9 protein-coding genes are annotated in these 14,257 nt (G+C 37.5%); 6 read left to right on the plus strand and 3 right to left on the minus strand.

Annotation, left to right across the window (positions count from 1 at the left end):
- Positions 1-22: 22 nt before the first annotated feature.
- The 6 genes from pepN (at position 23) to AC27GZ_RS10330 (ending at position 10,307) form a co-directional block, all read left to right on the plus strand.
- Positions 23-2,614, plus strand: a complete 2,592-nt coding sequence (gene pepN / locus AC27GZ_RS10305; RefSeq protein WP_487094905.1) for an aminopeptidase N — start codon at positions 23-25, stop codon at positions 2,612-2,614.
- A 72-nt stretch (positions 2,615-2,686) separates the two neighbouring features.
- Positions 2,687-2,902 (plus strand): DUF2835 domain-containing protein, encoded by a 216-nt coding sequence (locus tag AC27GZ_RS10310; protein WP_487094907.1) that lies wholly within the window; start codon positions 2,687-2,689, stop codon positions 2,900-2,902.
- 377 nt (positions 2,903-3,279) lie between these two features.
- Positions 3,280-5,373, plus strand: coding sequence for a DUF1302 domain-containing protein (locus AC27GZ_RS10315; protein ID WP_487094909.1), 2,094 nt, complete (start codon positions 3,280-3,282; stop codon positions 5,371-5,373).
- Positions 5,374-5,388: 15 nt separating this feature from the next.
- A complete protein-coding gene (locus AC27GZ_RS10320; protein ID WP_487094910.1) occupies positions 5,389-6,798 on the plus strand; it encodes a DUF1329 domain-containing protein in 1,410 nt (469 codons plus the stop codon).
- A gap of 130 nt (positions 6,799-6,928) precedes the next feature.
- Entirely contained in the window at positions 6,929-7,951 is a 1,023-nt protein-coding gene (locus tag AC27GZ_RS10325; RefSeq protein ID WP_487094911.1) for a WD40/YVTN/BNR-like repeat-containing protein, read from the plus strand.
- A gap of 40 nt (positions 7,952-7,991) precedes the next feature.
- Positions 7,992-10,307: an efflux RND transporter permease subunit gene (locus AC27GZ_RS10330; RefSeq protein WP_487094913.1), complete on the plus strand. Its 2,316-nt coding sequence runs from the start codon at positions 7,992-7,994 to the stop codon at positions 10,305-10,307.
- Between the two features lie 72 nt (positions 10,308-10,379).
- Here AC27GZ_RS10330 and AC27GZ_RS10335 read toward each other — a convergent pair whose 3' ends face one another.
- From AC27GZ_RS10335 to AC27GZ_RS10345, 3 genes are read right to left on the minus strand one after another with little or no spacing between them, the layout of a single operon-like run.
- Positions 10,380-11,192: an SDR family NAD(P)-dependent oxidoreductase gene (locus tag AC27GZ_RS10335; protein WP_487094914.1), complete on the minus strand. Its 813-nt coding sequence runs from the start codon at positions 11,190-11,192 to the stop codon at positions 10,380-10,382.
- 30 nt (positions 11,193-11,222) lie between these two features.
- The gene (locus tag AC27GZ_RS10340; protein WP_487094915.1) at positions 11,223-12,413 is read right to left on the minus strand and encodes an MFS transporter; all 1,191 of its coding nucleotides are present in this window, start codon (positions 12,411-12,413) and stop codon (positions 11,223-11,225) included.
- Positions 12,413-14,257, minus strand: coding sequence for a Vgb family protein (locus tag AC27GZ_RS10345; RefSeq protein WP_487094916.1), 1,845 nt, complete (start codon positions 14,255-14,257; stop codon positions 12,413-12,415). The genes AC27GZ_RS10340 and AC27GZ_RS10345 overlap by 1 nt, the downstream gene beginning before the upstream one ends.

Genomic DNA, 14,257 nt, shown 5'->3' on the forward strand with positions numbered 1-14,257 from the left:
AATATTTTTTTATGGCTGATTTATGACTCAATCTACTTCTCGTTTTCTTGCTGATTACACTCCATCTAATTTTACAATTGATACGGTTAACTTAACCGTAAATTTACATGATACATGCACGCAAGTGGTTAATGAAATGACTATCAGTCGTTCAAGTACTGAACCCGCTGGTAACTCGACGCTTGTTTTAGACGGCGAACAGCTTAATTTAGTGTCTGTAGCTGTTAATGATCAACCTTTATCACCACAGCAATATCAACTAACACCTAGCAATCTTACTTTGAAAGTAGAAGAAGATAGGTTTAAGTTAACCATAGTGACGGAAATTAACCCGCAAGAGAACACGTCTTTAGAAGGCTTGTTTAAATCAGGTGATGCATTTTGTACCCAATGCGAAGCTGAAGGCTTTCGCCGTATAAGTTATTACCTTGATAGGCCAGATGTTATGGCTACATTCACCACTAAGGTGATTGGTGATAAAGACTTGTACCCATTTTTACTCTCTAATGGTAATAAAATTGATGAAGGGAAATTAGATAATAATAAGCATTTTGTTACATGGCATGATCCGTTTCCAAAACCTTGTTATTTATTCGCATTAGTTGCTGGTGATTTTGACCTATTAGCCGATAGTTACACCACTAGTTCAGGGCGAGAGGTTGCTTTAGAGATTTTTGTTGATCGGGGTAATTTATCTAAAGCAGAGCATGCCATGACTTCTTTGAAAAAATCAATGGCATGGGATGAACAGACTTTTGCACTAGAATATGATCTTGATATTTATATGATAGTTGCTGTCGACTTCTTTAATATGGGGGCAATGGAAAATAAAGGCTTAAATGTTTTCAATAGTAAATATGTATTAGCTGATAAAGCTTCCGCTACTGATACCGATTATTTTAATATTGAAGCAGTAATAGCGCATGAGTATTTTCATAACTGGACTGGTAATCGAGTAACCTGTCGAGACTGGTTTCAATTGAGTTTAAAAGAAGGTTTAACTGTTTTTCGTGATCAACAATTTAGTGGTGACATGCACTCTAGTGCCGTTACTCGTATTCAGAATGTCAGGTTGTTGCGTTCACAACAATTTGCTGAAGATGCTGGTCCAATGGCACACCCGATCAGACCTGAAAAAGTATTAGAAATGAATAATTTCTATACCTTAACGGTTTATGAAAAAGGTGCTGAAGTTATTCGAATGATGCATACATTACTGGGTGAGAGTGGCTTTAGAGCAGGCATGGATTTATATTTTGAACGCTTCGATGGCATGGCAGTTACCTGTGATGATTTTGTGGATGCTATGAGTGATGCTTCAGGTAAAGATTTAAGCCAATTCAAACGTTGGTATAGCCAATCGGGGACACCTACAATTACTGTTAATGAAAGCTTTGATGATATAACTGGTACTTATCATTTAACCTTAACACAAACGTCTCCGGTAACGAGTTCACAGCCATCTCCTCAAGCATTACATATTCCTGTTAAAATAGAATTGATTTCTTGTGAAGATAAGCAACCAAGCCAATCACATTTGTTGGAGTTAACTCAATTTGAACAAAGTTGGCAGTTTAACGAGTTAAAACAAAAACCTACTTTAGCTTTTCTTGCGGACTTTACTGCGCCTGTAAAAGTTGACTTTGATCAGAACGAAACTAGTTTACTTACGATAATTGCCCAAGCAGAAAATAGCTTTTGTCGCTGGGATGCAGGTCAAAAGCTGTTAATGTCAACAATCCAAACATTAACGTTAACGCCTGATTATGTTTTATCAGATAATCTATTAAGTTGCTTTGCTGAGATACTTGCAGCAGATAATGATCCCGCCTTTGTTGCTGAACAGCTCGTTTTACCTAGTTTTGATGAAGCTGCCGATTTGATCACTGAAGTTGAGCCACAAGCTTTGGTTGTAGCGATTAAGACATTAAGTACATTTATTGCTCAAGGGCTTGAGCAGCAATTTTTACAACGCTATGAACAATGTAACAGCTTATTATCACAAAGTGATTTATCAGAGGCAGAAGTTACGGCAAATCGAGCACTGAAAAATATCTGTCTCTTTTATTTATCATCAATATCAGATTATGAAAACACAGTTGCCACTCAATTCTCTGCTGCAGATAATATGACTGACTCTTTAGCAGCATTAAATTGTAGTGCTAAGCATAATTTGACGTGCTTTGATGCTCAAATGGAAAAATTTGCCAGTCAATGGCAGGGGACTTCACTTGTAATAGATAAATGGTTCTCATTGGCCGCCATTCAAAACAGTGATGAAATATTTGAACTGCTTGAACAGTTAACTAACCACAGTGATTTTAGTTTAAAAAACCCTAATAGAGCGCGGGCATTAATTGGTGCCTTTGCAATGAATAACCCTCGCTATTTTCATTGCCCAACAGGGCGAGGTTATCAATTTTTAGCTGAAAATATCGCTAAACTCAATGAAATAAACCCACAAGTAGCTTCTAGGCTGTTAACACCTTTAATTCAGTTTAAGAGCTTTTCAAAAGCACATCAGGCATTGATGAGAGCAGAATTAGTCAAACTTCAAGCATTACCAAAACTGAGTAAAGACTTACAAGAAAAGTTAACGGCATCGTTAACCTAACTAATAGGCATACTTATATTTATAATGTAAGTATGCCGGTAACTTTCTTTATTAATATATTGCTAATTAGTTATGAAATATTATTTTTATATCAATATGACAGCAAATGAGTTTTTACCTTATTACAAAGGTCATGCCGACTCTATTGTTGTTCAGAGTACTGAAGGACTACGTCTACAATTTCCTGCTAAACATATGCGCTGTCATCTAAAAAGTGAAGGAATTAACGGTTACTTTTGTTTAGAAACAGAAAATAAAAAATTTTTATCGCTCACTAAGATTAAGTAATTACCTTCTCTAAACTACCTTAGAGTAATAGCTTTAAACGGTGGTCAGACCATAACGTTTAACATTTGATTGTTACTGGAGTATTAAACAGTTGGTATTTCATAAACTTAGTGAAGTTAATTAATTTTTGCTTTTTTCAATTTTAAACGCTAGTTTTAAACGAGGTTGATTTTTAATTAAGCTATAAAAAGCAAGTCATTAAAATACAGCGGTTTAAGTATGATTTTTTGACTTGCCAGACCAGTGAAATGATGCAATTATTGAAGAATCTACATCTGTAGTGTACAAAATAAAATAATAAATATGTTAAGCCACAATTAAAAGCTAGATACGAAACAAAGAAAATGTGTTTTGATTCGCTAACGGGGAGAAAACAAATGAAAAATAGCCCGCGCAGTTTTAGCAAAAAACCTATTTCAATAGGTGTTGCTGCTGCACTTTCCATGACTTTATTAGCAACAAGCCTAAATTCACAAGCCGCAAGGTGGGATTTTGGTGATGTTGAAGTCAGTTTTGATTCTACATTTAGTGTTGGCTCAAGCTGGCGTACTGAAAACCGTAATTGGGATGATAATATTGCTAAAGTTAATAACTTACATAATGGTTTTGATTTTAGTAATTATAATGCTGCCACTAACCCATACCCTGATGCTGCAACTATTTGGCAAGGTGCAGGTGGCTATTCAGCTAACGTTGATAATGGTAATTTGAACTATGATGCCGGTGAAGCTTTTTCACAAGTTCTTAAAGGTACACATGAATTAGATATACATTATGATGGCATGGGTGTTTTTGTCCGTGGTATGTATTATTACGATTTTGCTATGATGAATAGCAATAGAGATTGGACTAACCAACTTAGTGGTGAATATAACGATCCTTGTGATGATAGTGAAGCCAAAGAACAGGTGTGTACTGATATACGTTTACTAGATGCTTATGTCTACGGTAATTTTGATATAGGTGACATGCCTTTTTCTGTCCGTATTGGTCAGCAGGTGATTAGCTGGGGTGAAAGTACCTTGATTGGTCATGGTATTAGTGAAATAAACCCTGTTGATATCGCTCGTTTAAAAGCGCCTGGTGCTGAACTTAAAGAAGCATTCATTCCTTTCGGTGCAGTTTGGGGCTCTTTAGGTATTACTGAAAACATTAATATTGAAGCTTTCTATCAATATTCATGGGAAAAAACAGTGTTACCACCTCCAGGTAGCTACTTCTCCACTAACGATTTTGCGGGCGATGGCGGCCATAATAATAACGTGTCTTTAGGTTTCTCTGGAAACCCAGACATGGATATCAATTTTTTACTTGCTAGTTTAAATGGTATTGGTGATGCGCTAAGAGCTGCGCAAATAGATGCATCAACAGCTGCACAAATGTATTTGGCATACCCAACAAAAGTTACATTACGTTCACCAGGAAAGTCTGCTGAATGGGAACCTGAAGATGGTGGTCAATATGGTTTGCGCCTATCTTGGTATTTACCTGAGTTAAATGACACTGAGTTAAGTGTTTATTATGTAAATTATCACAGTCGTAGACCACTGTTCGCTGGTCAAACTGCTGATTTTACAATGCCTACAGCACAAAACCCATTAACATCAGTTAGTGGTGATGTTGGCTTTATAGCAGCAAATGAAATTACCCAAGATAACCTATATGACCTAAGTACTTTCTCTCAAGTTAAACTAGCCTATCCAGAAGATATCAAAATGTACGCGTTAAGTTTTAATACAACTTTAGGTACAACTGCTGTAGCAGGTGAAATAAGTTATCGTCAAGATGAACCATTACAAATTGATGATGTAGAGCTTTTATTTGCTGCAATGCCTCAGCAGTTAGCAAATGCAGGACTTAGACCTGAGCTTGATAATATTTCACAGTTAAATGATCCTAATACTGGTATGCCATATGGTCCTGGCGTAACTGCTAATGGTTTTGTTTTATCTGATACTGTGCAAGCTCAAATGACACTAACCCATTTATTTGGTCCTAGTTTAGGGGCTAGCCAATTAACAGGTTTAATTGAGATTGGTGGTATTAACATCAATGATATGCCTGATGAAAGTGAGTTACGCTTAAATGGACCTGGTACTGCTAGAAATGGTGGTATTGCAGTGGCTCCAGGTTTAGAGCTACCTGTTCAAAATGGCATTGAAACAAATCCTTTCCCAACTGATTTTGCTTGGGGTTATAAAATGGTAGCTAAACTTGATTACACTGACGTTTTTGCGGGCATTAATATGTCACCTCGTGTTGTGTTTTCTCATGATGTAGAAGGTATTACACCTGATCCATTATTCTTATTTGTAGAAGATAGAAAGTCTGTCGCATTAGGATTAAGCTTTGATTATCAAAGTCGTTGGAAAGCTGACATAAATTACAACAGCTTTTTTGATGGTGTTGGTACCACAAATCAAATCGAAGACCGCGATTATGTATCTTTTAGCGTTAGCTACTCAATTTAGGACAAGATAACGATTATGAAAACTCAAATTTTTAATACTTTTACATCTCAAAAAAGTAATTTAAAGAAAAGTAGCTTATTAACACTTGCTGTTTCAGTTGCTTTAGCCTCAACAGTAGCGAATGCAAAAATAACGGCAGAAGAAGCCGCTAAATTAGGTAAAGAGCTAACTCCAATGGGAGCTGTAAAAGCAGCTAATAAAGATGGCTCTATTCCTGAGTGGACTGGTGGTATCACTAAAATACCAGCAGGTTATTCGGTAGGCGATCACCATATTGACCCTTATCCTGAAGATAAAGTTCAATATACAATTACCGCTGAAAATGTTGCTGATTACAAAGCTTTATTAACGCCGGGACAACTCAAATTGTTCGCTACCTATCCTGAAACATTTAAAATGGATGTTTACCAAACAAGGCGTAGTGCTTCTTACCCTGAACATGTTTATGAAGCTGTTAAGGTTAATTCTACCCGAGCTGAGCTTGTGGAAGGTGGTAACGGTATAAAAAATGCTGCTGTGGGCATTCCATTCCCTATTCCTCAAAATGGTTTAGAAGCCATTTGGAATCACATTGTTCGATACCGTGGTGAATCTCTAGTACGCCAAGGCGGTCAAGCTGCACCAACAGCTTCTGGTAACTTTACTTATGTAGGTTTTGATGATCAATTATTGCTTCCTTACAATGTTAAAGGAGCTACGCCTACTGATTTAGAAAAAACAAATATCTTGTTTAAATTCAAACAGAAAGTCACAGAGCCTGCACGTCTTGCTGGTACCGCGTTACTTGTTCATGAGACGATGGATCAAATCAAGACACCACGACAAGCTTGGACATACAATACTGGTCAGCGTCGAGTACGTCGTGCACCTAATGTTGCGTATGATGCACCAGGAAGCGCTTCTGATGGTTTAAGATTGACCGATGATTTTGATATGTACAATGGTGCACCGAATCGCTATAACTGGACATTAAAAGGTAAGCAAGAACTATTAATACCTTATAATGACTACAGATTGCATAGCGATAAAATTAAATATGATGATGTTATAAAACCAGGTCATATCAACCCTGATTTAGTACGCTATGAAAAACATCGTGTATGGGTAGTTGAAGCGAACTTAAAAGACAATACTCGCCATACTTATAAGAAACGTGTTTTCTATATTGATGAAGATAGTTGGCAAGTAGCTGTAGCGGATATTTATGATAACCGTGATGAATTATATCGTGTTGCTGTCGCACATGGCTTAAATTACTATGAAGTACCTACACAGTGGTCTACGCTTGAGGTTTATCATGACTTTCAATCGCGTCGATATATTGCAATGGGCTTAGATAATGAAGCTAAAATGTATGATTTTTCAGTTACATTAAGAGATAAAGACTTCACACCGTCAGCGCTAAGACGAGAAGGTCGAAGATAAATTCTCTATTTGTTCACTAAACGGCTGACTATGTCAGCCGTTTTTATTATAGTTGTCTTATAGTTATTATTTTTATTGCTACTATTTGTTTTATACCTTTATTTTTTAATGTAAGAGAGCCTTTATCATCATGCGTTCCATTGCCGCCATAATTTATAGTTTGATATTGATTGGAGCTTTCAGTCAAAAAGCCCTTTCTGAAGGTGTACCTTCTATATCACCTTCAATTAAGGCACCTTTAGCGAGTAAATCTCTATTATTAGGTATCACCAACATAGGACAAGAAAAGCTTGTTAGTGTTGGGGAGTATGGCCATATTCTGTTATCAACAGATGGAGAGTCATGGCAACAAGCAGAAGTGCCAGTACAAGCAACATTAACCAATGTCTTTTTTTACAATGCCCAACTTGGTTGGGCTGTTGGTCATGATGCTACTATTTTACATACTAAAGATGGTGGATATACATGGCAAATCCAACAGTATAAGCCAGAGTTAGAAAAACCACTTTTAGATGTGGTTTTTAAATCGCCACTTGAAGGTATTGCCATAGGAGCCTATGGGTTATTCTTTCGCACCCTTGATGGCGGCCAAACATGGCAAAGTGAATTCCATCAAGAATTTCTATTGCCTGATGATGCAGCTTATTTAGAAGAGTTGAAACAAGAAGATGAAGAAGCTTACTTAGATGAAGCCTCTTCAATTTTACCTCATTTTAACCGTTTAACTGTCGATGGCAGAACCCTGTATATGGTTGGCGAAATAGGTTTAATAGCGAAAAGCAATGATTTCGGCCTTAATTGGCAACCTTTCGATGAAATATATCAAGGCTCGTTTTTTGATCTAGAGCGCACACAAAAGGGTAACTTACTTGTTGTCGGCTTACGTGGTCACGTTTTTAGAAGTCTTCAAAATGGTACCCCGTGGCAGCAAAGAGAAACGAATACCACAGCATTAATTAACGATATTGTTTTGGCTGATAATAATAAACTTTTTTTACTTGCTAATAATGGCACCTTACTAATTAGTGATGATGATGGTTTGAATTATCAAAAACGAGTACAAAAAGATGGTAAAGCACTCATCGCAGGTGTCTGGTTCAAAAATAAACTTATTGCTGTCTCAGATGTTGGGATTAAAGTAATCTCTTTATAGTTGGCCTTAGTGATAAAAGAAAACTGGATTATATGATTTTATGAAAATTTCTCTTGCAAACCGTTTAGAAATAGGCCTTTTTCGCCATAAATTTATTGTGCTAATACTTTTTGTGGTAGCCAGCTTCTTCTTGTTATTTCAAGCGACACAAATAAAGTTGGATGCCTCTTTTACTAAGAATATTCCTCTTAATCACACCTATATGAAAACCTATTTGAAGCATCGTGAAAATTTTGGCGGTGCAAATAATATTCTTATTTCTGTGTGTAATGCTGAAGATGATATTTTCAATGCTAATTTCTTTAATAGTTTAAAAGGTGTTCACGATAAACTATTTTTTATTCCAGGCGTTGATCGCATCCAAGTAAAATCTCTGTTCTCACCAAGTACTCGCTTTGTTGAAGTTGTTGAAGACGGATTTGCTGGCGGTCCGGTCATTCCTGCAGATTTTCAAGCCAATGAAGCAGGTTTGGCAGTTGTTAAAGGCAATATTGAAAAAGCAGGCATTGTTGGCAGTATAGTTTCTGATGACTATAGCTGTGCCATGGTAAAGGCATCCTTGTTGGATTTTAATCCGGATACGGGTGAGAAACTTGATACCTTAAAAATTGCTGAGCAACTAGAGCAGGAAGTTCGATCTGAATTTGAAAAAGGTAATATTTCTGTTCACATTATTGGCTTTTCTAAGATGGTGGGAGATGTTGCAGAGGGTGCTAAAGGCGTTGTTGCTTTCTTTGCTATTGCAATTGCTATTACCGCAGTTATGGTGTTTTTCTTTTGTCACTCTATTAGCTTAACTTTACTTCCTATTGTTTGCTCTTTAGTGGCAGTTATTTGGCAAATGGGGATGTTATCTACGCTAGGTTTTGGCTTAGATCCTATGTCTATATTAATTCCATTCTTAGTCTTCGCTATTGGTGTTAGCCATGGCGTGCAAATGATCAACTCAGTGGTTAGGCAAGTACATGATGGTTTAAGCTCACAAGCGGCAGCACAAGCCAGTTTTAGAGCATTGTTAATACCTGGGGGGATTGCGTTACTCTCAGATACTATTGGCTTTATGACCTTGTTATCAATCGATATTGGTATTATTCGTGAACTTGCAATCACAGCGTCTTTAGGCGTGGCTATGATCATTTTAACGAACCTTATCTTGTTACCCTTACTTGTTTCATATTTAAAGGTTACACCAAAGGATAGAAAAAATACTGCGGGTAACCTGGGTGAATCGAGCTCTGTATGGCGCTTTATGGCAAGCTTTGCTACTAAAGGACCTGCGGTAGTTATTTTGATAATAGCGGCAGTGCTGTACGGATTAGGTTTATTCAATTCTCAGGCTTTGAAAATAGGGGAGCTACATGCTGGCGCACCCGCATTACATGAATCTTCACGTTATAATCAGGATACTTTCTTGATTACCAATAAGTACGCTATTAGTGTTGATTATATGTCTGTGATTATTGAGAGCACAGCAGACTCATGTACCTACTATGATACGATGAATACCATTAACCGTTTTCAGTGGCGAATGGAAAATGTACCGGGGGTGCAGTCAGCTGTTAGCTTAGCGTCAATCTCTAAAATTGTTAATTCTGGTTATAACGAAGGCAACCCTAAATGGCGGGTACTTTCTCGAAATCAACAAACACTAGTTCAGTCTATTGCCCGTGTGCCATCCTCGAGTGGTTTACTTAATAGAGATTGTAGTGTTATGCCAGTGATTTTATTTTTACAAGATCATAAGGCTGAAACCATAGATAGAGTCATTGATGAAGTTAAAATTGCTGCTGAAGAGTTAGGCCGTTCTGATTTACAATTCAAACTTGCTTCAGGCCCTGTCGGTGTAATGGCAGCGACCAATGAAGCAGTTGCTAGTGCGCAATTACCCATGATGCTTTACGTATATGGTGCAGTTATTCTGTTATGTTTAATCAGCTTTAGAAGTGTACGTGCCACTATTGTGGTTGTCTTACCTCTATATATAGTATCTACATTAGCGCAATGGTTAATGACAGTATTAGACATAGGTTTAACAGTATCGACATTGCCAGTTATTGCGCTCGGTGTTGGTATTGGTGTTGATTATGGCATTTATATCCTTTCAACAATGAGTACTAAGCTTAAAGAAGGTGCCAATGTACATGATGCTTACCTTGCGGCTTTGAAAGAACGTGGTAGCGCGGTATTGATCACGGGTGTTACATTAGCAATCGGCGTTTCTACTTGGTTCTTCTCTGATTTAAAATTCCAAGTTGATATGGGAATACTATTAACCTTTATGTTCTTAGTGAACATGTTAGCAGCAATAATTGTATTACCGGCCTTGTCAGCTTTCTTATGGTCTAATAAGAAATAAAAATTAAACGTTAATCAATAAAAATCCCTGTCAGATGCAGGGATTTTTTTGGTCTGTCTAATGTTATTTACTTTAATTGTTTTTAAACTCTTTCTTCGCTTGCTTGCTCATTACTTTGATATAAATCTTTGGGCATAATGCATATAACCATCGAGCAATAATAGAGACTCGCCCTAAATATAAGCTGTCTCGCTTATTTCGTATGGCCTTTAAAATCTGAGCAGCAGCATATCGAGGTGTTAATTGTTTTCCTGAAGTACTTTTTTTTATTGCGCCCGGAGATGATATACCTGCGTTAACTTTTGCGGTTAACTCAGGCCTAGATTGTATAAAAGCAGGGCTTACCACTAAAACATTAATATTATCATCAGATAATTCGCTAGCTAGGCTGCGAAAAAAACCTTCCATAGCATGTTTACTGGCGCTATAAGCACTGCGACCATAAAGTGGTGCAAAACCCGCGACACTTGAAATTGCGATTATTTGACCTGCTGTTGATTTCTTGATGTAAGTGAGGCATAAACGGGTAATATTGACACTTGCAGTAAAATTCACGGTCATAATCGTTGAGAAATCTGTCTCTGAAAGATCGTCAAAACAACTCATATGTGTAATACCAGCATTGTTTATTAACATGTCAATGCCTTGATAAGTCTGAATAACTTGTTCAATGGCTCGAATCATAGCCAGTTTATCTGTTAAATTTACCGCAATGGGTAATATTTGCTCTGAATTGATTAACTCACTTATGGTCAGATCTAAAGCGGCAACTTTTGCGCCTGCATCAACTAACTGAGTAATAAGAGCTTGTCCCAAACCACCAGCACCGCCAGTGATGACAACCACTTTATTATGAAAGTATGCTTTGTTTTTTAAGCTAGTCATATTGTGTATTTATATTGAGTTTGTTGAACATTAGAAATGATCTAGTGTCCTAATCTGCTGCAATTTAATTGCAGCGAGAGCTAAGAGCGTCAGAATGAAAACGGAGATAACCATAATGGCAACATTTGGCGTGAACACTTGAGCTAACAGACCTGCACCAATACCACTTGCTGCTGGAATTACTTGGCTGATTATGGTGTAAAAACTCATCACTCTACCTCGATGTTCATCAGTTGAATATTGTTGAAGGCCTGCCACTATAAAACTAATAGCAATACCACCACAAACCGCGGAAACTATAAGGGTAATAACCGAGCTGGTAATATTCGTTAGTAAAGCGAGTAAACCTATGCCTATTGCCGCAAAAAAGATACTTTGTAGCATACGCCTACCTATTTTACCTCTGTTTTTCAAATTCATTGCCAGTAAGCCGCCTATGATCAATGAGAATGCAACGAGACTAAGGTAGTTACCTTGCTCAACTTCACTTAGTTGCAAGTTTTCTTTGGCGATACTCGGTAAAATTACCTGCATTGGTCCCATCAAGAGATAAGTAATACTGGCCAATATTAATAATTGTTTTATTTTACTAGCCTGTTTAACAAAGGCTAAACTTGCTTTAATTTCTTTTATCGTTTTATCTTGTGCTTTGCTAATAAATTTAAATGATAAAGGCAGTAGTAAGGCGGTAGATATGGCGAACATGGCTATTGCAACTAGCAATACAGCTTGCCAATCAAACAACACTTTAAGTTGTTTTAATAGCATAGGCGCTAAACCAAAGCCCATCATAACCATCAAGTTTAGTGTAATTGAAGCGCCAGTGATTTTATTCGCGTTCTTTACATAAAAAGGTAAAGTTGCAAATCGAGCAGGGGCAACAAACGACCAGCCTATGCCTGAAAATAATGCCGCAAGCAATAATAACGCTATACGTAACTCTGAAGAGAACGACTTATCAAAAGCTAACCACAGTAACACTAAAGCAACAAAGAAACTGTTTTGCGCCACTAAGAGAACTTTTCTTGGTGAATACCTATCGCAATAAACCCCAGCAAACCAACCTAATATCAATGGCGGGCCAAAACACAAACCATAACCTATGCCAGCTAACGCATGGGAGTTAAACCATTCAAGTGATAAAAAGATGATGCTGTAATTCACCATGTGTCCGGCTAAAAATGCTAATAAACACGAAATAAGAAATAAAAATAATCTCATTACGGCTGAATCTGTGTATCAGTTGTTTGATTATCATGTTTGTTAGCTTGCACTCTGATTAAAGTTGGTTGGCTATCTTCAATATGCCAGCTTGGAAAACTTGAGTTAGTGGTATAAACATCGCCATTGGGTGCAATTTCAACGTCACGGGTGAAACTGACACGTTTAGGAAGTGGGTAATGTGACCATTTGTTTAATTTAATATCATAACTGTATAGCGCATCTGAAGTATTGCCATCAATCCAAACAATATCTCGCTTGGTATCTACATTCAATGAGTAGGGGGTTTCACTGCCAAAGGGCTCTACAGGGAGTGGAAAGTTGGTAAATGTTTCTGTGTTAGGATCAAACTTTACGATCATGGACTCAGGAAATGCGGCAATCCATAAGTTTCCTTGAGAGTCTGTACGCAATCTACGAGGCCCTACAAATGGTGTGTCGTACATGGTTATTGCTAATGTTTTAGCATCAATTTTTCCGATAGAGTCAGCATGTAAACGGGCAAACCAGACATCACCATTTGGGGTGATATCAATGCCATAGGGTAAAGGTACTCCAGAAGATTGTTCATCAATTGAGAACCAATTCGCAAGGGGTAAGCCCCAATCCATCAATTTTAAAATTACTCCCATGGCATAAACGGTTATACCTTCCTTGACGTTTCTACTGGGTAAATCAAACATGACAAACTCATTATTTTCTCTATTTAACATGGCAATTTGATTAGATAATGCCATGGTAAACCAAACTCTATCTTGTTTATCGACACGGACTGTATGAGGATAATAGCCTTCATCCATTTTATGGTTAGTAAACTCTTTAGTGACAGGGTTAAATTCAACTAAGCGTTGCTGATAAGACGTTGTGATAAATATTGCCCCATCCTTTGGTGATTCTGCAAAAGAATGCAAGCCGGCAAAAGCTTCATGTTTAGGAAAACTACTTAAGCGTTTTCCCATCAAACCACCATGTTTATCACCAGCTTCACGTTTTAGTTTATAAACGATATATTTACCAGTTTCAGGGTTGATTTCATATAACCTGTCTTGCAAATTATCGCCTACATAAATCAAACCGTTTGAATGGTAAAGTAAATCATGCATTTGTGAAAAGGCATCACCAATAGGCCACTCAGTAATATTTACCTCGCTTAAGTAATCATTCCATGGTGTACCTTTAGGCACTAGCTCAGGGTTATTATATAAACGTCCATATTCTTGAGTTAATACTTTGGGCAGAACATCTTGAGCGTCACTATGTAAACGTGAGCCGTAACCAACCATACGATAGACTATATCTTGCCAAGCTTCTTCTGTGCGAGGTCTCCGGAAAAAGTGTGAACCTTGTTGATGACAAAAACCACATTGCATAACGTAATGTTTTTTTAGATTTTTAAGATCTGAGTGTTTGCTAAAGTCTAGTGCGGCCAACCAAGTGTTGGCGGGGCGAGACTCAGCCAGAGCAAGTTCGTCTGAGATGGGCACCATAGTGAAGGTTTTATTTTCATTACCTAGAAATTCTTGAGTGATATCTTGGTGCTCAGGAAAACGTAGTCTAATGCGAACTTTTTGATCTTGGTAGCTTGAAAACTGAACTTGACCTTTTTCATCGGTAAATAAGGTGTACACCATATTCGCTTGGTTGGTGATCCGTTCAGGGGGGTAGCCCATGTCAGATCTATCAAGGTTATAGCCGTTAACAGGTGTTTGCATTACCATCACATTACTGATTGCTTGCCCTGCTTGATTAACAACCGTAATAGTGTTGGCTTTAGTTAAGTGTGATAACAACAGACCAATAGATGTTGTGACTATAAGTATAACCTTAGTTACTATGCGCATCAT

Source organism: Colwellia sp. SU-HH00943 (assembly GCF_057546125.1).